This is a genomic window from Streptomyces sp. NPDC012935, assembly GCF_042900345.1.
Classification (GTDB): domain Bacteria; phylum Actinomycetota; class Actinomycetes; order Streptomycetales; family Streptomycetaceae; genus Streptomyces.
On the sequence record NZ_JBIBBC010000003.1, the window covers coordinates 371,046 to 393,639 of the forward strand.

Genomic DNA, 22,594 nt, shown 5'->3' on the forward strand with positions numbered 1-22,594 from the left:
CTGGCACGATGGCCCCATGGGGCAAGCGCAGCTGCAATCGATCCACGTTCATCCGGTCAAGGCGTTCCGGGGCACCGCGCCCCGGACGGCCGTCGTGGAGCCCTGGGGGCTGGCCGGAGATCGACGCTGGGCGCTGATCGACGCCGGGGGAAAGGTCGTGACGCAGCGCCAGCAACCGCGCCTCGCGCTGGCCGCCGCCGAGCTGTTGCCCGGCGGCGGTGTCCGCATGTCCGCGCCCGGCATGGACCCGCTGACCGTGCCCGTACCGCACGCGTCCGGCACGGTGCCGATGGAGATCTTCCGCGACAAGGTCGAAGCGGCCCCCGCCGAGGACGAAACCGCACACGCCTGGTGCAGCACGTATCTCGGCATCGAGACGCGCCTCGTGCACATGCCCGATCCCGGCACGTGCCGGCCCGTCGACCCGGAGTACGCCCTGCCGGGCGAGACGGTCAGCTTCGCCGACGGCTACCCGCTGCTGGTCACCACGACCGCCTCCCTCGACGCCCTCAACTCCCTCCTGGCCCGAGGTGATCACCCGGCCGAGGGCCCACTGCCCATGAACCGCTTCCGGCCGAACGTCGTCGTGTCGGGCACCGCCGCCTGGGCCGAGGACGACTGGTCGCGCATCGCCATCGGCGAGGTCACCTTCCGTGTCGCCAAGAAGTGCGGGCGCTGCGTGGTCACCACGACCGACCAGGCCACCGCCGAGCGCGGCAGAGAGCCCCTGCACACCCTGGGCAGGCATCGCCGACTGGGCGGCAAGCTGGTGTTCGGCCAGAACCTGGTGCCCCTCTCCCGAGGCACGATCCGGGCCGGCGATCCCGTCACGGTCCTCGACTGAGGAAGATCTCGCGCGAGCGGCGACGTGCGGGAACCGCGGGCGGGGGCCCGCGCGTTGGGCATTTCGTGAGAAGTTCATGAGAAGCCCTGGCGGCAGGTGATTTCGCTCTCTCTTCGCCGGGCTCGCGGGTGAGCGGCTCCGGGAGGGGCTATCACGGAGCGGGAAGGGGGTGGCAGGACATGCGGGCGATCAGTGGACTCTGGCGCTGGCGGCGCAATCCGCTGTGCCGTGCGACCGATCTGGCCGAGGCCTGGGTCGCCCTTGCGGCCCTGCTGCTGATCCTGGTCGTCACCCCCGTGGTCGGCTCCCTGGTCGGCGGCCTCGCCCAGGACACCCTGCAGGAGTCCGTGCGCGCCCAGCGCGCGTCCCGGCACCTGGTGACGGCGACCGTGGTCCGCAAGCTGGATGGTTCCGCGCTGGACGCCGACCCCGAGGCCACCACCGGACGGGACCGCCGCACCCGCGTCGTGGCCGACTGGACCGCGCCGGACGGCAGCGTGCACCAGGGGCAGGTCATGGCGAGCCTCGACACCCCCCAGCCCGGCGACCAGTTCAAGATATGGACGGACCGACAGGGCCGCACGGTGGCCCGCCCCCTGGACTCCGCGACCGCGTCGACGCACGCCGTACTCGCGGGGGTCGGTGCGGCCCTGCTGGCCATCGGCCTTGTCGAGGGCGGCAGACGGCTGGCCGTCTGGCGCATGGTCCGTCGCCGGTACGCGCGTTGGGACCAGGCCTGGGACAAGGCCGGTCCGGACTGGGGCCGGACCGGGACCGGCAGCTGACGGCCTTATCGCTCTGGTCAACCCACCGCCCGCGCGCACGCTACGGTGGACCGGCCGAACTCTTCGGGAGCAGAACCCGCGTACTACGAGGTGGGGGCACATCAACGCCATGGCACAGGGCACGGTCCAGGTGACGCACACCGGCACATCGCGGTGGCGGCGCCGCACGGGTGAGTACGCATCGCTCGCCGCAGCCCTGGAGGCCGCGACCGACGGTGACGTCCTCACCGTCGCGCCGGGCACCTACCGGGAGAACCTCGTCGTCCAGCGGGCGGTGACCCTGCGCGGTCCCGAGGGCTCCCCGGGCTCGGTGCGCATCGCGCCACTGGACGGTGTGCCGTTGACCGTGCGCGCCTCGGCAGTGGTGCAGGACCTGCATGTCGAGGGCCAGGACGCGGCAGCGCCCGCGCTGCTCGTCGAGGAGGGCACCCCGGAGCTGTCGGACGTCCGTATCGTCACACGGTCCGCGGCCGGGATCGAGGTGCGGGGTGGCGCGCGGCCGACCGTACGCCGCTGCACCGTCGACAACCCCGCGGGCATCGGCATCGCCGTACTCGACGGCGGGGGCGGCGTGTTCGAGGAGTGCGAGGTCGTCGCGGCGGGTCAGGCCGGCATCGCCGTGCGCGGTGGCGCGCACCCCCGCCTGGACCGCTGCCGGGTTCACCACGCCGCGGGCTCCGGGCTGACGGCGACCGGTGAGAACTCCGCTCTGGAAGCGGTGGGTTGCGAGATCTACGAGGTCCGGGGCTCCGGCGTCCAGATCACCGGACGGGCCACCGCCCACCTCACCGACTGCGATGTGCACCGCACCACCGCCGACGGCGTCACGCTGGACACGGACGCCGTGCTGACCCTGGCCGACTGCCGTATCCACGACATCCCGGAGAACGCGGTCGATCTGCGCTCCCGCTCCGTGCTGACCCTGACCCGCACGACGGTGCGTCAGTTCGGTCGCAACGGCCTGTCGGTGTGGGACCCGGGCACGCGCGTGGACGCCAACCAGTGCGAGATCTTCGACAGCACCGGCGACTACCCGGCGGTGTGGGTCAGCGACGGCGCGACCGCCGTGCTGGACTCCTGCCGGGTGCACGACGTGCCGGACGCGCTGTTCGTCCTCGACCGCGGCTCGCGCGCGGACGTCGTGGACAGCGACCTGTCGCAGGTGCGCAACACGGCTGTGTCGGTCAGCGACGGCGCCACCGCGCAGCTCGACGACTGCCGGATCCGGGACGCGGCGACGGGCGCCTGGTTCCGGGACCACGGCAGCGGCGGCACCCTCAACAACTGCACCCTGGACGGCACCCAGACGGGCGTGATCGTCACCAAGGGCGCCGATCCCACCATCGAGCGCTGCACGGTCGAGTCCCCGGCGGAGGCCGGGTTCTACGTGTCGGCGGGCGGCCGGGGCACATTCCTCAACTGCCGGGTGAGGGGCAGCGCCGGCTATGGCTTCCATGTGATCGACGGCTGTCGTACGACGCTGCGGAAGTGCCGTACGGAGCGGTGCGCGCGGGGCGGGTACGAGTTCGCCGAGGGCGGTCCGGACGCGGCCGGGGCAGGCCCCGATGTGGAGGACTGCACCAGCGACGAGAGCGCGGGCCTCAGGCAGCCGCCCTCGGCGCCGGAACCCGCCGTACAGACGGCGCGCCAGTCCCCCGGGCTGCTCGGCGCGATCCCCGGTCAGCGCAGTACCGAGCAGGAGCCGCTCATCGCCGCCGCGGAGCCCGAGAAGCCGTCTCGGACGTCCAAGGCCGTCCTCGGTGAACTGGACGCGCTGGTGGGCCTGGAGAGCGTCAAGCGCGAGGTGCGCGCCCTCACCGACATGATCGAGGTGGGCCGGCGCCGCCTGGAGGCAGGCCTCAAAGCGGCGTCCGTGAAGCGCCACCTGGTTTTCACCGGCTCCCCGGGCACCGGCAAGACGACGGTCGCCCGCCTCTACGGCGAGATCCTCGCCTCCCTCGGGGTCCTGGAGAAGGGGCATCTGGTCGAGGTGTCCCGCGTCGACCTGGTCGGCGAGCACATCGGCTCCACCGCGATCCGCACGCAGGAGGCCTTCGACAAGGCGCGCGGCGGTGTGCTGTTCATCGACGAGGCGTACGCGCTGTCGCCGGAGGACTCGGGCCGGGACTTCGGCAAGGAGGCCATCGACACGCTGGTGAAGCTGATGGAGGACCACCGGGACGCGGTCGTGGTCATCGTGGCGGGCTACACGGCCGAGATGGAGCGCTTCCTGTCGGTCAACCCCGGTGTGGCGTCCCGCTTCTCACGGACCATCACCTTCAGCGACTACGGCCCCGAGGAACTGCTGCGGATCGTGGAGCAGCAGGCCGAGGAGCACGAGTACCGGCTCGGCCCCGGCCTGGCCGAGGCCCTGCTGAAGTACTTCACGGCGATCCCCAAGGGCCCTGCGTTCGGCAACGGGCGTACGGCACGCCAGACCTTCGAGGCGATGGTGGAGCGGCACGCGAGCCGTGTCGCCCAGCTCGACGAGCCGAGCACGGACGACCTCACGCTGCTGTACGACGAGGACCTGCCCGAGCTGGGCTGACCAGGTCGGATCAACCCTCGGCACCGACTTCCGGCCGTTGGGCGGGCAACTGCGGCTTCAGGCGCGCCAGCAGCCGCTCCCGCTCCTCGGCGAACGCCGGGTCCGCCTGGTAGTCGCCGTGGCCGAGGATGGGGGCGGGCAGCGGATGTTCGGGCGTACGGCCGTACGCCAAGGGGTCCTTGAGAGCCGCGCGGTCGACTTCGGGGGTGCAGCTGCCGGGCAGGCGGACCGGGCCGCCGATGGGGTCGGTGACGCGGTACAGATTGCGCCAGCAGTCCAGCTCGGCGTGCAGCGAGGCGAGGGCGGCCGGGCCGAAGTGGGCAGGGAACCAGCGGCCGTAGAGGCGTTCCAGCGGGGAGCCGTAGGTGAGCAGCGCGACCCGCCTGCGGTCGGCCGGCGTCAGCTGCCAGACCGCCGCAGCCGCGAGCACACTGCCCTGGGAGTGCCCGGAGATGACGAGGCGGCGGCCGTCCTCTGCGCGGGTCCAGGTCGCCATCCGCCAGGTCAGGTCGGGCACCGCGCGCTCGGCGTAGCAGGGCGGAGCGAAGGGGTGCGCGGCGCGGGGCCAGAAGGTGCCGACGTCCCACAGGATGCCGATGGTGCGCCGTGCGGAGGCGTCCTTGTAGGCGCGGCGGCCCCAGGTGACGAAGAGTATGAAGCCGAGGCCGATCAGCCACGAACCGAGCGCCTGCGCGGTCTCGGCAGCGCCGTGCACGAAGGCGTACGTCCCGTCGGCGGCCTCGCTGGGTGTCTCGTCGGTCGTCATCGCGCCGACCAGGGCCCCGGCGCCCAGGAGCAGGGTCGCGGTGGCGGCGACGGCGACGACGAGAGGGGCGCGGTCGGTGAGCGTGGCCATCGCGCGCGTGCTCGCGATACGGCGGGTGCGTGCGGCGTCCCGGGGTTCGCCGGCGTAGTCCAGCTCCACCGCGCCCAGCTCGGTACGGCGCAGCAGCCAGGCCCGCCATGCCAGAGCGCCGCAGAGCAGCAGCAGGAGGACCAGCAGCGGCGGGATCACGGACGCCTGCCAGGTCAGCAGGACCGGCGGGCCTGCGAGGGACGCGCGCGTGCCGTCCAGCCAGTCGGCGACCCGCTGGGCGACGCCGCCCGACATCACCCCGCCGAGGGCGCAGGCCAGCATGACCACGGCCGGCCCGCCCAGACCGCGCATCGCGGGGCGCGGGTCGGGCTGGGTGCGGTGCAGGACGTGGGCGACGACGGCGAGCACGATCACGATCAGGCCCTGGAGGAATGCGATGGCGCCGAAGGTGGCGTCGCCCGGGAGGCGGCCCGCCGACTGCCAGCCCGGCCGTTCCCACCCGGCGTACACCAGGGCGAGCGCCAGCAGGGCGAGGGCGGCGAGCGGCAGGCGCCGTACGAGATGCTCGTCGAGTTCCTGGTCGAGACGGTTCTCGCTGCGGCCCCGGCGGCAGACCACCCACACCACGACGGCCGCGCCCGCGAGGATCGCCGCTTCCAGAAGCCATCCCACGGTGTTCAGGAGCGCGGACCCACCGGCTCTGCGGTCGAAGCGGGCAGCTGCCGCGGCGACCGCCGCGGCGACGGTCAGCAGGCCGGCGGCGGTGTGCGCGGCGCGCAGCCGTGCCACCAGGCGACGGCCGTACCAGAAGCCGGGGCGGCCCAGGGAGGTGCCGCCGGACTCCTCGTCCGGCTCGGGCTCGCGGGACATCGGCTGCTGGGATTCGTACGCGCTCCAGGTGCGGCGCGAGAGGTACCAGAGCAGGCCGGTCAGCGCGGCGGGTACCAGGGCCGCGAGGGCGACCCTGCGGCCTGGCCGGCTCCACCAGCCGCCGTCCGAGGCGAGCGGTGACAGAAAGCCCAGCCAGCTGTGCCGGTCGGCGCACGCGCGTGTGCCCGCGCACTGCCAGGCCGTGAGGTCCAGGGCGACCTCACACGCGGCCGCGACGAGCAGCACCGTGAGCGTCAGCCCCGCGAGCCGTACGAGCAGGCCGTACAGCCGCACCGTCCGCGTGCGGTCCTGTGTGGTGGGGCGCATCCAGTGGGCGAGGTTGACCACCATGAACGGCAGTAACAGCAGCCACAGGGCGCGTGCGCTGTTGCCCGAGGTGAGGTTGCACCAGACGTAGGCCTCGGGCACCGGGCTGTCCCGGTGGTCGTCCGGCCGGTCCTCGGCGTCGACGTCGTCGGCGCGGCGGAACACGGCGGCCGTGTCGTCGCCGGTGATCCGCACGGTGCGCGGATCGTCGAGCATCTCCTGCGGTGTGGTGCCGCCGACGCCGTGGACCAGGAGCTCCAGGGCTGCGGCGCGGTCCTGCGCACGTTTCACACTTTTCGCACTTCCCCCGTGACGAGCCTTCGGCTTCTGTCCGTGCGGGCACAAGGATCTCCCCGTGGAAGGTCCCCTACACCCCTCGTCACGGAATCTCCCCGATCCGTGTGAAGAACAGGGGAACGGCAGATGCGGAAGTGACATGCGCGCGTCGGTACGGTCAGTGGCGCGACCCGTACCGTCCCGTGCGAGGATGGGACGTCCCGCGCACCGGGAGGGGCGAGAATGTCCTTATCAGAGCAGGTGCGCAGGGCGTGTCGGACGGCTTGAGGCGAAAGGACCGGAGCGTACGTGAGTGAGAATCAGAACCTCCTCGCGGAGCAGCGGCGCGCCCTGATCCTGGACGAGGTACGGCGCCGAGGCGGGGTGCGCGTCAACGAGCTGACCCGCAAGCTCGGCGTGTCGGACATGACGGTGCGCCGCGACCTCGACGCGCTCGCCCGGCAGGGCGTACTGGAGAAGGTGCACGGCGGCGCGGTCCCGGTGGTCGAGGCCAGCACTCATGAACCGGGCTTCGAGGCCAAGTCGGGTCTCGAGCTGACGGCCAAGGAGGACATCGCGCGGTCGGCGGCCGAGCTGGTCGCGCCGGGCACCGCGATCGCGCTGTCGGGCGGTACGACGACCTACGCGCTGGCCCACCAGCTGGTGGACGTGCCCGACCTGACGGTGGTCACGAACTCGGTGCGGGTGGCCGACGTCTTCCACGCCGCGCAGCGCACGTCGGGCCCCCGGCAGGGAGCGGCCACGGTGGTGCTGACCGGCGGGGTTCGCACCCCCTCCGATTCGCTGGTGGGCCCGGTGGCCGACCAGGCGATCGCGGCGCTCCACTTCGACATGCTGTTCCTCGGAGTGCACGGCATATCGGTTGAGGCCGGCCTGTCCACGCCGAATCTCGCGGAGGCCGAGACCAACCGGCGTCTGGTGCAGTCGGCGCGCCGGGTCGTCGTGGTCGCCGACCACACCAAGTGGGGTGTGGTGGGCCTGAGTTCGTTCGCCGCGCTGGAGCAGATCGACACGCTGGTGACGGACTCCGGTCTCGAGAGCGAGGCGCGCTCGGAGATCGCGGAGCATCTGCGGCTGGTGGTGGCGGGCGAGCCCGACGAGGATGCGGACCTCTGAGACCGGCGACGTCTCACGGTGCAGACAGCTGACGGAGCGCCAGCTAGGGTGGCGTGCCCGGTCCAGCGTCGGCACAGGGGGTTTCGTCCATGGCTCATCTGCTGCGTGAGGTGGGTCTCGACTTCGTCGGGACCGCGCCCGTCCGGCACGTCTTCACCCGGGATATCGCCGCTCCCCCGGAGACGGTCTACCGCGCGCTGGCCGAGGATGTCGCCGGCTGGACGGAATGGTTCTCCGCCGTGACGCTGGCCCGCCCGCTCGATGATGGCGCCCGGCGCGAGATTCGGCTCAAGGGCGGTACGCGTTTCGAGGAGACGATCCTCGCGGCGAAGAGCCCCGAGCTGTACGCCTACCGCATCGACGTCACCAACGTGCCGGGCGCCCGGGCCATGGTCGAGGAGTGGCGGCTCGCCCCGGCGGGGACGGGCACGCGCGTGCAGTGGACGTTCGCGGTGGACGGCACGGCGCCGTTCCGCTTCACCTTCGGCCTCGCGCGGCCCGGCGTCGGCCGGGCGTTCCGGGACGCGGTGACCGCCCTGGACCGACGGCTGGCGTCGTAGGCAGTTCTCCGCGGCCCGGGGATCGTGCAGCGCCGCGGGCCTCGCCCGTCACTCCGGCCAGACGCCCGTCTCCAGCAGTTGCCCGATGGCCGCGGAGTACGGCGCGATGTCCAGGCCCTGCTCGGCGAGCCAGGCGTCGGAGTAGTACTTGTCGAGGTACCGGTCCCCCGGGTCGCACAGCAGTGTCACCACGCTCCCCTGCCGGCCCTCGGCCACCATCTCGGCGACGATCTTCAGCGCGCTCCACAGCCCGGTGCCGGTGGAGCCGCCCGCCTTGCGGCCGATGCCCTGCTCCAGGGCGCGTACGGCGGCGACGCTCGCCGCGTCCGGCACCTTCATCATCCGGTCGATCGCGCCGGGCACGAAGCTCGGCTCCATGCGCGGTCGGCCGATGCCCTCGATGCGGGAGCCGCAGTCGCACGTGACGTCCGGATCGCCGGTGGTCCAGCCCTCGAAGAAACACGAGTTCTCCGGGTCGGCCACACAGATGCGGGTGTCGTGCTGCATGTAGTGGACGTACCGGGCGATGGTCGCCGACGTGCCGCCGGTGCCGGCCGTGGCGACGATCCAGGCGGGCTCGGGGAACCGCTCCAACTCCAGCTGGCGGAAGATGGATTCGGCGATGTTGTTGTTGCCACGCCAGTCCGTGGCCCGTTCGGCGTATGTGAACTGGTCCATGTAGTGGCCGCCGGTGTCCACCGCGAGACGGGCGGATTCCTCGTACATCTTCCGCGAGTCGTCCACGAAGTGGCACTGCCCGCCGTGGAACTCGATCAGACGGCACTTCTCGGCGCTCGTCGTGCGCGGCATGACCGCGATGAAGGGCACCCCGATCAGCTTCGCGAAGTACGCCTCGGAGACGGCGGTCGAGCCGCTGGACGCCTCGATCACCGGGCGGCCCGGCCGGATCCAGCCATTGCACAGGCCGTACAGGAACAGCGAGCGGGCGAGCCGGTGCTTGAGGCTTCCGGTCGGGTGGGTCGACTCGTCCTTGAGGTACAGGTCGATACCCCAGTGCTCCGGCAGCGGGAAGCGCAGCAAGTGGGTGTCGGCCGAACGGTTGGCGTCGGCCTGGACCTTTCGCACGGCTTCTTTCAGCCAGGCCCGGTAGGCGGCGTCGCTCTGGTCGACGTCGAGGGTCACGCCGGACGGGGTCTGCTGAACGGTGCTCACGGCGGTACTCCTCATGCTCGGCCACAACGGCGACTCGCGCGGCCGTCACTTCGAGCATAGACACCTTCCGCACGCTTCTCACCTGCATAAACACGCCTTTGAGAGTCTCAAAGGCACCCCTGGCCCGTGTCGTCACCAAGGCCCCGGGGGCGCATTCGCGCGAGTGCTCCGAGCGCTGCGAACAGGGATGACATGCGTACTGGTGCTCGGCGCGGGACGCGGGCACACTGCTCCGGACGGGACGACGATCCCGAACGGGGTGCACACTGGATCAAGACCAGGGCCGGCACCCGCGCAGGACCAGCCGGCACACCGACGCGCACAAGGGGGCGGGGTATGGCGGAGCCTGAGTTCAGGGCCACGGGCGTGCGGATCGGGAAGCGGCTGCGCTCGCTGACCCGGGCCGGGCAGGTGCGGATCAGCGACGGCAGGGTGCAGCTGCTCACCAGCTACGGCAGCGAGATCGACAGCGCGCCGGTGCAGGCCGTACGGGCCTCCAAGCCCTGGTTCTCGCCGGACGACAAGGCGCTGGCCGACATCAACGGCAAGCGCTACTCGCTGACCCTTGGTGATCACGACCCAGCCCCCGGGGAGGCGGGTCCGCCTGCGGCGCGCCGGTTCATAGAGGCCGTGCGGAAGGCTGCTGGACGTAAGGGCTGAGTCACTGCGAGTTGCGGTACCGCATCCCCTGCGTCACGCTGGTCTCACGTCACTCTGGGTTTACCGGCGATAACGCTGCGAACCAGCCCGCCGGCCACGACAGCAGGCGGCCGTTTCCTCAAGTCCCCTGCTGGATCCGAACTCCGTGTTCTTCCGGACCTCTTCAGTCGGGGAGTCGCAGCCGTGATCAGTTACCCAAGCAGGCACTGCACGGTGGAGCTCCAAGCCCTGCCGTCGCGGATCGGTCAGGTCCGCAGAATCGTATCGGCGCAGTTGCGCTACTGGCATCTGGACGCGTTGATAGACCGCGCCGCGCTCGGTGTGACCGAGCTGCTGACCAACGTCCACCAGCACGCACGGCCGGACAAGATGTGCACCGTGGAGATCGAGGTGCTGCTCGACCGGCTCATGGTCTCGGTGCGCGACCACGACCCGCGGTTGCCGGTCGTGGCGGACGTCAGGGCCGCCGACACGCTCGCCACCTGCGGTCGTGGGCTCGCGATGGTGGCCGCCGTCAGCGAGAGCTGGGGTGTGCGGCCGGACGGCGAGGCCGGGAAGGTCGTGTGGTTCACGCTCCCGACGTCCGCGGCGCCGCGGGCCACGGCCGCGCGACCGCCGCAGCGCAGGACGGCGGACAAGCCCGTGCGCCAGTTCGCGGAGGTCGGGGCGCCGGTCGACCTGCGTCGGCCCGAGCATGCTCCCGCCCGGTCGGCCGTTGCCGGCTGACCGGGCGGTGAGGGGACCTTCGAAGGCGTCGTCGCCGTTGTCATTCGGTGGCGATCGCCCTTAGGACGTCCAGGCGGGCCGCCCGTCGTGCCGGGCGCAGGCCTGCCAGGGCTCCGGCCGTGATGCCGACCAGGGCCACCAGGGCGAGTTGGAGGGGCGGCATCGCGAAGGCGAAGGCGCTGTCGCTCGCCCCGTCGGAGGCCTTGACCAGGACCCAGCCGAGGAAGGCGCCGAGGGCGAGGCCGCCGGCCGTGCCGAAGGCGGCCACCAGGACCGACTCCCAGCGGACCATGGCGCGCAGTTGGGAGCGGGTCTGGCCCACGGCCCGCAGCAGGCCCAGTTCGCGGGTGCGCTCATGGATCGCCAGGGTGAGGGTGTTGGCGATGCCGAGGAGCGCGATGAGCACGGCGAGGGCGAGCAGGGCGTAGACCAGGGTCAGCATCATGTCGATCCCACCGGCCGAGGACTGCGCGTACTCGTCGCGGGTCTGCACGTCGGGGTTGCCGTACTGGTCTGCGACCCTCTCCACCGCCGCCTTGCCCTCGTCCGTGCTCACCCCGTCCTTGAAGGAGACGGCGAGCAGGGTGTCGGCGTCCTGGGTGCGGTGCGGGGCCCAGGCGTCGCGGGTGACGACATAGTCGCCGGCGAGTTCGGACTGGCCGTAGACCGCTCGGACCGTGAAGGTCTCCTGACGGCCGTCGGTGAAGGTGAGGCGGGTCCTGTCGCCGGTCGTCAGGTTCTGCTTGTCGGCCTCCTTCTCGGTGATGGCGATGCCGTCGGTGCCGAGGTCGCGCAGTGAGCCGTTGACGGTGCCGAGGTCGAAGGTGCGCTCCAGGGCGACCGGGTCGGTGACCGTCAACGCCCTTCCCTTGCCGTCGACTTCGGCGACACCCTGTCCGAGTCCGACGGCCGTGTCCACCTCGGGCAGCCGCTGGACCGTGTCGGCGAGGCGGGGGCTCAGGCCGCTGCCGCCCGCGCCGAACGACGGGGTGCTGACGGCCACGTCGCCCGCGAAGGACCGGGACACGGTCTGGTCCATGGTCGCCTTCAGCGAGGCGCCGAAGACGGTGAACAGCGATACGACGGCCACGCCGATCATCAGGGCGCTCGCGGTGGCGGCCGTACGCTTCGGGCTGCGCAGGGCGTTGCGCCGGGCGAGCCCACCGGTGACCCCGCGCAGTCGGTCGAGGGGGCCGCCGAGGATGCGTACGGCCGTCGAGGAGGCGACCGGGCCGAGGATCACGAAGGCGGCCAGGGCGAGGACGGCGCCGGCTGCGGCCAGCCATATGGACGGGGACACCAGGACGCCGGTGAGCGTCACGCCGAGCGCGAGGGCGGTGAGGCCGAGGCCGGTGACGGCGCGGGCGCGGGAGGCGCCGGAGGTGTCGACGGCCGTCTCGCGCAGGGCGGCCAGCGGTGCGGTGCGGCCTGCTCGTGCGGCGGGCAGCAGCGCGGAGCCGAGGCAGACCACGATGCCGACCGCGAGGGGCAGCGCCATGGAGATCGCGCTGATCACCAAGTCGCCCTCGGGGAAGGGGAATCCGATCGCCGGGAAGAGCGCCTGGAGGCCTGCCGCGACGCCGATGCCGCCCGCGAGGCCGGCCACCGACGCGGCGACGGCCACGGCGGTCGCCTCGACGAGGGTCGACGCGGTGACCTGGCGGCGCGAGGCGCCGAGGGCGCGCAACAGGGCGTTCTCGCGGGTGCGTTGGGCGACGACGATCGCGAAGGTGTTGTGGATGGAGAAGGTCGCGACGAGAAGGGCCACGCCGGAGAAGACCAGCAGGAAGGTGGTGAAGATGGTCAGGAACTGGCTGGAGATCATCTCCGTGTTCTCCTCGGCCGACTCCTGGCCGGTGATGGCCTCGACGCCGCTGGGCAGTACGGACGTCAGTTCGTCGACCAGCTGCTGCTGGCTGACGTCCGGTCCGGCCCGCACCTGGATGGCCGACGCCTCGCCGGGGCGGGCGGTGAGGTACTTCTCGGCGTCGGCCTGGGTCATGCCGGTGAAGGTCACCTGGGCCATGCCGTCCTCGCCGCCGAAGGTCGCGAGACCGACGATGGTCACCGCGACCGGATCGGGCGTGCGCAGGGTCGTGGTGTCGCCGATCCTCAGGTCGCCGCGGTCGGCGGTGCCCCGGTTGACGACGACCTCGCCGGACTTCTGCGGAGCGCGGCCTTCGGCCAGGCGGTACGGGTTGAGCTCGGGGTCGTCGATCCAGTTGCCGGCGAGGGTGGGCGGGCCCTGGCCGCCGATGGGGTCGCCGTTCCTGCCGATGAGCTGGCCGGCGCCCTGGATGCTGGGCGCGGCGGCCGCGACGCCGGGGGCCTGCTCGATCGTGCGCACCAGGTCTGTGTCGACCGGTTCGCGTACGCCTTCGCTCTCGCCGGGCGTGGTGATGGCGTCGGCGCTGCGCACGACGGCGTCCGTGCCGCTGGTCGCGTTGCCGAACATCGTGTCGAAGCCGGCCCGCAGGGTGTCGCCCATGACGAGGGTTCCGGCGAGGAACGCGACCCCGAGGAACACCGCGAGGAACGTGCCGGCGAAGCGGCGCTTGTGGGCACGCAGAGAGGACACGCTGAGGCGGACGGAGGCGTTCATGACGGCACCTCGAAGGCTTTCATGCGGTCCAGGACCTTGTCGGCGGTCGGGGATTCCATACGGTCGACCATGCGGCCGTCCGCGAGGAAGACGACCTCGTCGGCGTGGGCGGCGGCCACGGGGTCGTGGGTGACCATGACGACCGTGCGGGCCGTCTGGCGCACCGCGCGGCCGAGCAGGCCGAGCACCTCCTCGCCGGAGCGGGAGTCGAGGTTGCCGGTCGGCTCGTCGGCGAAGACGACGTCGGGGCGCCCGGCGAACGCCCGGGCCACCGCGACGCGTTGCTGCTGGCCGCCGGAGAGCTCGGAGGGCCGGTGGCGGAGCCGGTCGCGCAGGCCGACGACGTCGATCAGCGCGTCGATCCACTCCGGGTCGCCCTTGCCGCCCGCGAGGTCCAGCGGCAGCGTGATGTTCTCCGCCACGGTCAGCGTCGGCACCAGGTTGTAGGCCTGGAAGACGAAGCCGACGCGCTCGCGGCGCAGGAGGGTGAGGCGGCGGTCGTCGAGGCTGCTCAGCTCGGTGTCGCCGATGTGGGCGGTGCCCGAGGTGAGCGTGTCGAGGCCGGCCGCGCAGTGCATCAGGGTGGACTTGCCGGAGCCCGAGGGCCCCATGATCGCGGTGAAGCGGCCGACCGGGAAGTCGACGCTCACCCCGTCCAGGGCCCTCACGCTGGTGTCGCCGGTGCCGTACACCTTCACGGCGTCCACGACACGGGCGGCCGTCGGCGTGCCTGTCGTGGTGGTCGTGACGGTCATGCCGCACCGCCCTTGCCCGTGCGGCCGAACTGCTCGTCCAGGACGGACAGCCGGCGCCAGTACTCGTCCTCGTCGATCTCGCCGGATGCGAAGCGGTGGCCGAGTACGGTGATGGGCGAGTTGTCGTCGGGGGCGGGCCGCCCGGGGCCGTGGCGTCCGCGCCACACCGTGCGGCGCAGCAGCGTGATGCCACCGATCACGACGGCCGCCCAGATCAGCGGGAAGAGGAGGATCCACGGGCCGGGACCGCCGTCGGCGAAGTGTGCCAGGGTCTGCATCTCGAGTCATCTCCCGGGTCGGTTCGGTCGGGTCTTTCGGTGATGTCTCGAGACTGGCGCCGCAAGGGGGCCCGGGTCGTCGTACGGCCAGCGGCAGTGTGCGTACCTCGCGGGGAGTAGGCGGGGCCGGTTCCGCTGCTCCGGAAGGGCTCGACTTCTGTAACTACTAGTATGTACAGTAGCGCCATGAGCACCGCGGACCGACTGATCGAGTCCACCCGCGAACTGCTGTGGGAGCGCGGCTATGTGGGCACCAGCCCCAAGGCGATCCTGGAGCGTGCGGGGGCCGGACAGGGCAGCATGTACCACCACTTCAAGGGCAAGCCGGATCTCGCGCTGGCCGCGATCCGGCGGACCGCCGAGGAGATGCGGGCTACCGCCGCGGGAGTACTCGACGGTCCGGGCACGCCGTACGAGCGCATCGAGGCGTATCTGCGGCGCGAGCGCGAGGTGCTGCGCGGCTGTCCGATCGGGCGGCTCACGATGGACCCGGACGTGGTCGCCAGCGACGAACTGCGGGCGCCCGTCGACGAGACCCTCGACTGGCTGCGCGAGCGGCTCGCCGGGGTCCTCGAGGAGGGCAAGGAGCAGGGCCAGTTCGCGCCCGGGCTCGACGGCGAGTCGGTCGCGGCGACGATCGTCGCGACCGTCCAGGGCGGCTATGTCCTCGCCCGCGCGTCCGGCTCGCCCGCCGCTTTCGAGGTCGGCGTCCGGGGTCTGTTGTCCCTTCTCGCACCGCACTAGGAACCGCACCGGACGCACCTGGAAGGCGGCACGATGCACGCGATGCAGTACCGGCTCCCCCTGCCCGCCGACTACGACATGGAGATCATCCGGCGTCGCGTGGCGGGCAAGGGGCACCTGCTCGACGACTGGCAAGGGCTCGGCTGCAAGGCGTACCTGATACGCGAGCGCGGCGTGCGTGGATCAGCGGTGAACGAGTACGCGCCGTTCTATCTGTGGCACACCGTCGCGGGCATGAACGCCTTCCTCTGGGGCGGCCCGTTCCAGGGCATCGCCGACGACTTCGGACGGCCGTCGGTGAGGCAGTGGACCGTGCTGGCGCACGAGGGCGCCGCTGGTCCGCGTGTGCGGGTGGCGGTGCTGTGGCGTCAACGGGTGCCGGACGGGGTGCAGTTGACGCACCTGGCGGCGGACGCCGGGCGGGAGACCGAGAGGGTGGGCGGCGAGGACGGTGCGGTGCTCGTGGCGGCAGCAGTGGACACGAGCCGCTGGGAGCTGATCCAGTTCTCCCTCTGGGAGAACGAGCCGGCCAACGCCGACGGCGATGTGTACGAGGTGCTGCACATGTCGGCGCCTGGGCGGGCCCGGCTGACTGGCTGACATGGAGAGGCGAAGACATGACTCTGGAAATGCGCGATCGCTGTGAGCGCTGCGAGACGGCGACGCTGCCGCTCGACGCCCCCGCCCGTATCTGCTCGCACGAGTGCACCTTCTGCGTGCCGTGCAGCGAGGCCATGCGGGACATCTGTCCCAACTGCGGTGGGGAGCTGGTCCCCAGACCGCGCCGTTCGTGACGTTCATGCTGTTCGCGACCCTCATGACAAGGAGAGCCTGACCCATGCCCCTCGTCCGCATCGACGCCCTGGGAGCCGACCCTGAGCGGCTCGACGCGCTCGGTCGTGCCGTGCACGACGCCCTGGTGGAGGCCATCGGGATTCCGCCCGATGACCGGTTCCAGGTGCTCGTCGGGCACGACGGCACCCGCAGCACCCTGCGCTACGACGACGGCTATCTCGGCATCCACCGGGACGACGGCCTCGTGTACGTGACCATCACCCTGCGCTCCGGCCGGACGCCCGCGCAGAAGCAGGCGCTGTACCGGCGGATCGCCGAACTCGCCCACGCCTACGCGGGGACCGAGCCTCGCAATGTGTTCGTCAGCCTCATCGAGAACGATCCCATCAACTGGTCGTTCGGCGAGGGAGTCGCGCAGTACGCCGATGCCCCCGCCCCCGTCGACTCCCCCACCTCGATGAGGCTCACGGCTCCCTGAGGTCCAGGCGGCCGATACGGGCCACGTTCTCGCGGTCCTCGGCGTCCTCGCTCGCCTCGCCGGCGAACCAGGCGTCGAGGATCTCCTTGAGCAGCGGCTCCGAGGTCAGCCGCAGGCTGAGGGCGAGGACGTTGGCGTCGTTCCAGCGGCGGGCGCCGTCCGCCGTGTAGCCGTCCGTGCACAGGGCGGCCCGTACGCCCGGCACCTTGTTCGCGGCGATCGACGCGCCCGTGCCGGTCCAGCAGCAGACGACCGCCTGGTCCGCCGTCCCGTCGGCGACCTCGCGGGCGGCCGCTTCCGAGCACGCGGCCCACTGGGGGTCGGAGTCGGGATCCAGGGCGCCGTGCGTGACCACCGCGTGGCCACGCGCGCGCAGCTCGGCAACGAGACTGCGGGCCACGGGTTCGTCCATGTCGGAGGAGACGGAGATCCGCATGTCACGAAGGGTACCCAGGTCCGCGGCCAGGTGTGCGGCCGCGGGCCGGGGGTGCGGTCGTCCCGGCTGCGGCCGAGCATGGAGAGGACCGCCAGGAGACCCGGGGCAGGGAGGTCGGGATGGACGCCGTGGATGTCGTCCAGCGCTTCAACGCCGCGATCAACGACCATGACCTCACCGAGCTGGCCTCGCTGATGTCCGACGACCACACGTTCGTCGACACCGAGGGCGCCACCGTCAGCGGAAAGCAGGCGTGCGTCGAGGCCTGGCGCGGGTTCTTCGCGGCGTTCGCGGACTACCGGAACGTGTTCACCGACCTGACCGTGGGGGACGGGGTCGTCTCGGTGTCCGGGTACTCCCTCTGTTCGCGGCCCGAGCTTGCCGGTCCGGCGCTGTGGACCGCCCGCGTCACCGGTGAGCTGGTCGGCGAGTGGCGGGTGTACCCGGACTCACCGGCGGCACGCCGCGAGCTCGGGCTGCCGCCTGGCGGACTCGTCTAGGCCCTAGGTCAGCGCCCCCAGCGGATCGTCCAGCACCGGCTGCCACGCCAGCTCGGCGGCGCCGACCAGGCTGTTGTGGTCGAGGGTGCATGCGAGGATCGGGACGCTGCCGCTCTGCCCCCAGAGGCTGCGGTCGGCGACGACGGCCCGCAGGCGGCCTGGGTCGGCGTCGAGGAGGGTGGCGTGGAGGCCGCCGAGGATGATGCGGTCCGGGTTGAGGATGTTGACCAGGCCGGCGAGTCCCAGGCCGAGGCGGTCGATGAGGGCCTCGGTGGCGATGCGGATCGCGGGGTCGTCGTACCGGGTGCGGATCAGGTCCTTGGCCTGCTGGAGCAGGGAGACCTCGGGGCCGGGCTCGCGTCCGGCGGCCGTGAGGAACGCCAGCGGGTCGGCCTCGACGTCGAGGCAACCGCGGCTGCCGCAGTGGCAGGGCCTGCCCTCGGGGTTCACGGTGAGGTGACCGACCTCCAGGGCCAGGCCCGAACTGCCGGTGTGCAGACGGCCGTCCAGCACGAGCGCACCGCCGACGCCCCGGTGCCCGGTGGCCACGCACAGCAGGTCGCGGGCGCCGCGCCCCGCCCCGTGCCGGTGCTCGGCGAGCGCGACGAGGTTGACGTCGTTGCCGGTGAACGCCGGTCCGGTGATGCCGGCGGCGCGCACGCACTCAGTGAAGATGCGGCGGACAGGGGCTCCCACGGGCCACGCCAGGTGCAGCGGGTTCAGGGCCAGGCCGTCGGGTTCGGCGACGGCGGACGGTACGGCGAGACCGGCGCCGACGCAGCGCCGTCCGGTCGTGCGCAGCAGGTCGGCGCCCGCCTCGACGACCGACCCGAGCACCTTCGCCGGGTCGGCGTCCACGGTCTCGCAGCCGGGCGCGGTGGCGACGATACGGCCGCCCAGGCCGACCAGCGCCGCCCGGAACCCGTCGGCGTGCACCTGGGCGGCGAGGACGACCGGGCCGTCCTCGGCGACCGCCAGCCGGTGGGAGGGCCGCCCCTGCGAGCCCGCCGCCGCGCCGGGCCGTGCGTCGACCCGGATCAGCCCGAGCGCCTCCAGCTCGGCGGCGACCGCGCCCGCCGTCGCCCGGGTCACGCCGAGCTCGGCGGTCAGGACCGCGCGCGTGGGTGCGCGTCCGGTGTGCACGAGCTCCAACGCGGGTCCGAGCGCGCCGCGCCCCCGGTCCAAACGCGTCCTCGAGGTGGTCCCTTCCCCCGCCGTCCGGGGGTCCGCCTTGCCGCTCATGAGGGCGAGTCTCCCATGATCCGCAGGTCCGGGGGCCTACAGCCCGCTCACTCTGAGCGTGATGTTCAGCCGGCCCGTCAGCCCCAACTCCGGCGGCGCGGTGCCCGGCTGCACCTTTGGCACTCCGTGATAGGCGAGCCGGGAGGGGCCGCCGAACACGAACAGGTCGCCGCTGCGCAGCTCGACGTCCGTGTACGGCCGGCTCCGGGTCTCGGTGTTGCCGAAGCGGAAGACGCAGGTGTCGCCGAGGCTCAGCGACACCACCGGGGCGTCCGACTGCTCGTCGCTGTCGCGGTGCATGCCCATGCGGGCGTCGGCTTCGTAGAAGTTGATCAGGGCGATGTCGTACGCCGTCTCCGGCCCGCCGAACATGTCCTCCCCCACTGTGTCCCGCACCGCACGGCGGCCCAGCTCGCCCAGCCACTCGGGGAACGGCTTGACCGAGGCTCCGTCGCCGTCGACGACCGTGCGGGCGTAGGCGTACGGGTACCAGTGCCAGCCCAGGCAGACCTGGCGGGCGGTCATCGTGCCGCCGCCGGGTGTGCGGACCGTGCGCAGGCCCGCCGGTGGGCGCGCCCACGCGCGGCAGGCCGCCAGCAGCTCGCGCTGGGCCGGCGCGTCCAGCCAGCCGGGCACGTGCACCGCTCCCGGCGCCACCTCCGTGCGCTCGCGGGGGAACAGCTCGGCGTCCATGTCCTCCATCCTCCCCCACCGGCCGTGAGCTGCGGCTCGGCAAGCGGCGCCGCCGCGGTCGCTTAGCCTTGACGCACGATGAACGACCGTATGACGACGCCCTGGGCCGAGCTCGCGCTGTCCCGTTTCCCCGAGGACCCTCGTGACAGGCTGCGCGCCTGGGACGCCTCCGACGAGTACCTCCTCAGGCACCTGGCCGAGCAGGACATCCCGCTGTCCGGCACGGTCGTGGTCGTGGGAGACCGCTGGGGCGCCCTGGTCACGGCGCTCGCGGCGCACCGGCCGGTGCAGATCACGGACTCCTACCTGGCGCAGGAGGCGACCCGGGCCAACCTCGCCCGCCATGGCGCCGAGCCCGGTGACGTCCGGCTGCTCACGACCCAGGACCCGCCGCCGGACCGTGTGGACGTCCTCCTGGTCAGGGTGCCCAAGAGTCTCGCGCTGCTGGAGGACCAGCTGCTGCGGCTCGCGCCCGCGGTGCACGAGGGCACGGTGGTGGTCGGCACGGGCATGGTGAAGGAGATCCACACCTCTACGCTCCAGCTGTTCGAGCGGATCCTCGGCCCGACCCGCACGTCGCTCGCCGAGAAGAAGGCCCGGCTGATCTTCTGCACGCCTCGGCCTGCGGCGGAGCGGCCCACCAACCCGTGGCCGTACACGTACACGCTCCCCGACGGCATCGGTGCGGTGTCGGGACGCACGGTCGTCAATCACGCGGGCGTCTTCTGTGCCGACCGGCTCGACATCGGCACGCGCTTCTTCCTGGGCCACCTGCCCGACAGCGAGGGCGGCCGGCGGGTGGTCGACCTCGGGTGCGGCAACGGCGTCGTCGGTACGGCGATGGCGCTGGCGAACCCTGAGGCCGAGGTGCTGTTCGTGGACGAGTCCTTCCAGGCGGTGGCCTCGGCGGAGGCGACGTACAAGGCGAACGCGGTGCCGGGGCACGCCGAGTTCCGGGTCGGGGACGGGCTGGCGGGCGTGCCGGCCGGGAGCGTCGACCTCGTGCTCAACAATCCGCCGTTCCACTCCCACCAGGCGACGACCGACTCGACGGCCTGGCGGATGTTCACGGGGGCACGGCGCGCGCTGCGGCCGGGCGGTGAGCTGTGGGTCATCGGCAACCGGCATCTCGGCTACCACGTGAAGCTGCGGCGGCTGTTCGGCAACAGTCGACTCGTCGCCAGTGACGCGAAGTTCGTGGTGCTCCGGGCCGTCAAGAAGTGACGGTGCGATCGGCGTCCCCGACGCGGTAGCGGTTCAGGCGGTACGCCTCGATGTCGCGGCGCCGGATCACCGTCACGGCCCGCGGCAGCAGCCGTACGGGGAGCGGGACGGCGCTGCGGACGGCGCCGCGGACGGCGGCGCTGAAGAGCGGAGCGCTCGGCCGGGGAGTGCTCGGTCAGGGGGCCCTCAGCACCCCGATGATCTCGGCCACCGTCCGCACCATCGCCTCCCGTCCCACGCTCAGATACTTGCGTGAGTCGACCGCCTCGGGATGGGCGGCGAGGAATTCGCGGATCGCTGCCGTCATGGCGATGTTGAGTGCCGTGCCGACGTTGACCTTGGCGATGCCGCCCGCGACAGCCGTGGTCAGTTCGTCGTCGGGGACGCCGGAGGAGCCGTGCAGGACGAGGGGGACGTCCAGGGTGGCGGCGAGGCGTTTGAGGAGGTCGTGGTCGAGGGTTGCCGTGCGGGTCGTCATCGCGTGGGAGCTGCCGACGGCGACCGCGAGGGCGTCGACGCCTGAGTCGGTGACGAAGGCGTGGGCCTCGGCGGGGTCGGTGCGGGCGCCGGGGGCGTGGGCGTCGAGGGGCGGCTCGCCGTTCTTGCCGCCCAGCCGCCCCAACTCGGCCTCGATCCAGAGGCCTTGGGCGTGCGCCCAGTCGGCGGCGGCCTTCGTCGCGGCCAGGTTGTCGGCGTACGGCAGGCGGGCCGCGTCGTACATCACGGAGCTGAATCCGGCGTCCGGCGCCTGACGCAGCAGGTCGTCGCTCTGGATGTGGTCGAGATGCAACGCGACCGGGACGGCGGCGCGTTCCGCGGTGGCGACTGCCGCGCGGGCGAGCGGGAGGAGCCGTCCGTAGCGGAACTTGACGGCGTTCTCACTGACTTGGAGCACAACGGGTGAACTCACCGACTCGGCACCGGCGATGACCGCCTCGACGTGCTCCAGGGTGATGACATTGAAGGCGGCGACGGCGGAGCGGGCTGCGGCGGCACGCGTGATGAGCTCACCGGTGGTCACGAGGGGCACGGCCTGTCCTTTTCTCGGCGCGGGAGGGGGACGCACGGCGGCACGCCAGGGGGGTGTCGTCGGGTGCGTCCGGGGCGTGTCACGGAGCGAGGATCACCGAGCGGGTGAGGTGGCGGGGCTGGTCCGGGTCGAGGCCGCGTGCCGCGGCGACGGCGACGGCCAGCCGCTGGGCGCGGACGAGGTCGGCGAGGGGGTCCAGGCGGCCCTCGATCCACAGCCCGCCGATGGAGCGCACCTGTCCGGCCAGCCCCTCGGGCGCCTCACCGAACATCCAGGTCGCGGTGCCGCCGGTGGTGACGCTGATCGGGCCGTGCCGGTACTCCATGGCCGGGTAGGCCTCCGTCCAGGACAGTGACGCCTCGCGCATCTTCAGCCCGGCCTCGTTGGCCAGGCCCACGGTCCAGCCACGACCGAGGAAGGTGAACTGGTCGCACTCCACCAGCCCTTCGGGCAAGGCGTCGGCGAGCGCCGTGCGGGCGTCGGCCACGACCGCGTCGGTGTGCAGGCCGAGGTGGGCGCGCAGCAGGGTGAAGGCGGTGGTCGCGAACCTGGTCTGCACGACGGACCGTTCGTCCGCGTAGCCGAGCACCACGACCTCGTCGGCGACCGCCATGACGGGCGTGTCCGGGTCGGCGGTGATCGCTACGGTCGGTGTGCGCCCCTTCAACCGCCCCAGCAGGTCGAGCACTTCGGTGGTCGTGCCGGAGCGGGTGAGGGCGAGGACACGGTCGTAGGAGCGCCCGTGCGCGAACTCCGACGCGGCGAAGGCGTCCGTCTCGCCACGGCCCGACCCCTCGCGCAGTGCGGCGAACGCCTGCGCCATGAAGTACGACGTCCCGCAGCCCACGACCGCGACCCGCTCCCCCGGCGCCGGCAGCACCCCGCCGAGGCCGGACGCCTCGGCCGCGGCGCGGGTCCAGCACTCGGGCTGGCTGTTGAGCTCGTCCTCGACATGCGTCATGCCGCCATCCTCCGAACGTCTGATGGAGCCTTGCGAGAGGTCATCTGATTGTTCTTGCAAGATAGCTCCCAGTTTCGAGCATAATCAAGCAAACACCGGAAGAAGCGTGCGCTAAGGTCGCGGGAGATCGAGG

General features: G+C 72.2%; 23 protein-coding genes. 13 read left to right on the plus strand and 10 right to left on the minus strand.

Annotated features, from left to right (window positions below):
* Positions 1 to 16: 16 nt before the first annotated feature.
* The 3 genes from ACFY5C_RS10540 to ACFY5C_RS10550 all read left to right on the plus strand — a co-directional run bounded on the left by ACFY5C_RS10540 (position 17) and on the right by ACFY5C_RS10550 (position 4,177).
* The gene (locus ACFY5C_RS10540; RefSeq protein WP_389442900.1) at positions 17 to 844 is read left to right on the plus strand and encodes an MOSC domain-containing protein; all 828 of its coding nucleotides are present in this window, start codon (positions 17 to 19) and stop codon (positions 842 to 844) included.
* Between the two features lie 179 nt (positions 845 to 1,023).
* The gene (locus tag ACFY5C_RS10545) at positions 1,024 to 1,629 is read left to right on the plus strand and encodes a hypothetical protein (protein ID WP_389442902.1); all 606 of its coding nucleotides are present in this window, start codon (positions 1,024 to 1,026) and stop codon (positions 1,627 to 1,629) included.
* Between the two features lie 109 nt (positions 1,630 to 1,738).
* Positions 1,739 to 4,177, plus strand: coding sequence for a right-handed parallel beta-helix repeat-containing protein (locus tag ACFY5C_RS10550; protein ID WP_389442904.1), 2,439 nt, complete (start codon positions 1,739 to 1,741; stop codon positions 4,175 to 4,177).
* Between the two features lie 10 nt (positions 4,178 to 4,187).
* Here ACFY5C_RS10550 and ACFY5C_RS10555 read toward each other — a convergent pair whose 3' ends face one another.
* Positions 4,188 to 6,407, minus strand: a complete 2,220-nt coding sequence (locus ACFY5C_RS10555) for a hypothetical protein (protein WP_389443377.1) — start codon at positions 6,405 to 6,407, stop codon at positions 4,188 to 4,190.
* A gap of 369 nt (positions 6,408 to 6,776) precedes the next feature.
* Between ACFY5C_RS10555 and ACFY5C_RS10560 the strand changes: the two genes are divergently transcribed.
* Together ACFY5C_RS10560 and ACFY5C_RS10565 are read left to right on the plus strand one after the other, a co-directional pair.
* The gene (locus ACFY5C_RS10560) at positions 6,777 to 7,604 is read left to right on the plus strand and encodes a DeoR/GlpR family DNA-binding transcription regulator (RefSeq protein WP_328883502.1); all 828 of its coding nucleotides are present in this window, start codon (positions 6,777 to 6,779) and stop codon (positions 7,602 to 7,604) included.
* An 89-nt stretch (positions 7,605 to 7,693) separates the two neighbouring features.
* Positions 7,694 to 8,164, plus strand: a complete 471-nt coding sequence (locus ACFY5C_RS10565) for an SRPBCC family protein (protein ID WP_389442905.1) — start codon at positions 7,694 to 7,696, stop codon at positions 8,162 to 8,164.
* A 48-nt stretch (positions 8,165 to 8,212) separates the two neighbouring features.
* Here the strand turns inward: ACFY5C_RS10565 and ACFY5C_RS10570 are convergent, their stop codons facing one another.
* On the minus strand, positions 8,213 to 9,337 hold the full coding sequence (locus ACFY5C_RS10570) for a PLP-dependent cysteine synthase family protein (RefSeq protein WP_389442907.1): 1,125 nt from the start codon (positions 9,335 to 9,337) through the stop codon (positions 8,213 to 8,215).
* Between the two features lie 336 nt (positions 9,338 to 9,673).
* On the opposite strand from ACFY5C_RS10570, the gene ACFY5C_RS10575 reads away from it, so the two are divergent.
* Both ACFY5C_RS10575 and ACFY5C_RS10580 read left to right on the plus strand, forming a co-directional pair.
* The gene (locus tag ACFY5C_RS10575; RefSeq protein ID WP_328429540.1) at positions 9,674 to 9,997 is read left to right on the plus strand and encodes a hypothetical protein; all 324 of its coding nucleotides are present in this window, start codon (positions 9,674 to 9,676) and stop codon (positions 9,995 to 9,997) included.
* A 183-nt stretch (positions 9,998 to 10,180) separates the two neighbouring features.
* Positions 10,181 to 10,723: an ATP-binding protein gene (locus ACFY5C_RS10580; protein WP_389442909.1), complete on the plus strand. Its 543-nt coding sequence runs from the start codon at positions 10,181 to 10,183 to the stop codon at positions 10,721 to 10,723.
* A gap of 40 nt (positions 10,724 to 10,763) precedes the next feature.
* Here ACFY5C_RS10580 and ACFY5C_RS10585 read toward each other — a convergent pair whose 3' ends face one another.
* From ACFY5C_RS10585 to ACFY5C_RS10595, 3 genes are read right to left on the minus strand one after another with little or no spacing between them, the layout of a single operon-like run.
* Positions 10,764 to 13,325, minus strand: coding sequence for an ABC transporter permease (locus ACFY5C_RS10585; RefSeq protein ID WP_389442911.1), 2,562 nt, complete (start codon positions 13,323 to 13,325; stop codon positions 10,764 to 10,766).
* Positions 13,322 to 14,080: an ABC transporter ATP-binding protein gene (locus ACFY5C_RS10590; protein WP_389442913.1), complete on the minus strand. Its 759-nt coding sequence runs from the start codon at positions 14,078 to 14,080 to the stop codon at positions 13,322 to 13,324. The genes ACFY5C_RS10585 and ACFY5C_RS10590 overlap by 4 nt, the downstream gene beginning before the upstream one ends.
* On the minus strand, positions 14,077 to 14,358 hold the full coding sequence (locus ACFY5C_RS10595; protein ID WP_389442915.1) for an SHOCT domain-containing protein: 282 nt from the start codon (positions 14,356 to 14,358) through the stop codon (positions 14,077 to 14,079). The genes ACFY5C_RS10590 and ACFY5C_RS10595 overlap by 4 nt, the downstream gene beginning before the upstream one ends.
* Positions 14,359 to 14,529: 171 nt before the next feature.
* On the opposite strand from ACFY5C_RS10595, the gene ACFY5C_RS10600 reads away from it, so the two are divergent.
* From ACFY5C_RS10600 to ACFY5C_RS10615, 4 genes are read left to right on the plus strand one after another with little or no spacing between them, the layout of a single operon-like run.
* Positions 14,530 to 15,102: a TetR/AcrR family transcriptional regulator gene (locus ACFY5C_RS10600; RefSeq protein ID WP_389442917.1), complete on the plus strand. Its 573-nt coding sequence runs from the start codon at positions 14,530 to 14,532 to the stop codon at positions 15,100 to 15,102.
* Between the two features lie 33 nt (positions 15,103 to 15,135).
* Positions 15,136 to 15,702, plus strand: coding sequence for a DUF4865 family protein (locus ACFY5C_RS10605; RefSeq protein WP_389442919.1), 567 nt, complete (start codon positions 15,136 to 15,138; stop codon positions 15,700 to 15,702).
* Positions 15,703 to 15,719: 17 nt separating this feature from the next.
* Entirely contained in the window at positions 15,720 to 15,896 is a 177-nt protein-coding gene (locus ACFY5C_RS10610; RefSeq protein ID WP_389442921.1) for a DUF1272 domain-containing protein, read from the plus strand.
* Positions 15,897 to 15,940: 44 nt separating this feature from the next.
* Positions 15,941 to 16,375 (plus strand): tautomerase family protein, encoded by a 435-nt coding sequence (locus tag ACFY5C_RS10615; RefSeq protein ID WP_389442923.1) that lies wholly within the window; start codon positions 15,941 to 15,943, stop codon positions 16,373 to 16,375.
* On the opposite strand, the gene ACFY5C_RS10620 is transcribed toward ACFY5C_RS10615, so the two are convergent.
* Complete coding sequence (locus tag ACFY5C_RS10620) at positions 16,362 to 16,811, minus strand: RpiB/LacA/LacB family sugar-phosphate isomerase (protein WP_389442925.1); 450 nt, start codon at positions 16,809 to 16,811, stop codon at positions 16,362 to 16,364. The genes ACFY5C_RS10615 and ACFY5C_RS10620 overlap by 14 nt on opposite strands.
* 119 nt (positions 16,812 to 16,930) lie before the next feature.
* Between ACFY5C_RS10620 and ACFY5C_RS10625 the strand changes: the two genes are divergently transcribed.
* Entirely contained in the window at positions 16,931 to 17,311 is a 381-nt protein-coding gene (locus tag ACFY5C_RS10625) for a YybH family protein (RefSeq protein ID WP_389442927.1), read from the plus strand.
* A gap of 3 nt (positions 17,312 to 17,314) precedes the next feature.
* Here the strand turns inward: ACFY5C_RS10625 and ACFY5C_RS10630 are convergent, their stop codons facing one another.
* Complete coding sequence (locus ACFY5C_RS10630) at positions 17,315 to 18,553, minus strand: ROK family protein (protein WP_389442928.1); 1,239 nt, start codon at positions 18,551 to 18,553, stop codon at positions 17,315 to 17,317.
* Between the two features lie 36 nt (positions 18,554 to 18,589).
* Positions 18,590 to 19,246, minus strand: coding sequence for an alpha-ketoglutarate-dependent dioxygenase AlkB family protein (locus ACFY5C_RS10635; RefSeq protein WP_389442929.1), 657 nt, complete (start codon positions 19,244 to 19,246; stop codon positions 18,590 to 18,592).
* Positions 19,247 to 19,336: 90 nt separating this feature from the next.
* Between ACFY5C_RS10635 and ACFY5C_RS10640 the strand changes: the two genes are divergently transcribed.
* Positions 19,337 to 20,470, plus strand: coding sequence for a methyltransferase (locus ACFY5C_RS10640; RefSeq protein ID WP_389442930.1), 1,134 nt, complete (start codon positions 19,337 to 19,339; stop codon positions 20,468 to 20,470).
* A gap of 175 nt (positions 20,471 to 20,645) precedes the next feature.
* On the opposite strand, the gene ACFY5C_RS10645 is transcribed toward ACFY5C_RS10640, so the two are convergent.
* Both ACFY5C_RS10645 and ACFY5C_RS10650 read right to left on the minus strand, forming a co-directional pair.
* Positions 20,646 to 21,500: a ketose-bisphosphate aldolase gene (locus tag ACFY5C_RS10645; RefSeq protein WP_389442932.1), complete on the minus strand. Its 855-nt coding sequence runs from the start codon at positions 21,498 to 21,500 to the stop codon at positions 20,646 to 20,648.
* Positions 21,501 to 21,579: 79 nt separating this feature from the next.
* The gene (locus ACFY5C_RS10650) at positions 21,580 to 22,461 is read right to left on the minus strand and encodes an SIS domain-containing protein (RefSeq protein WP_389442934.1); all 882 of its coding nucleotides are present in this window, start codon (positions 22,459 to 22,461) and stop codon (positions 21,580 to 21,582) included.
* Positions 22,462 to 22,594 lie beyond the last annotated feature (133 nt).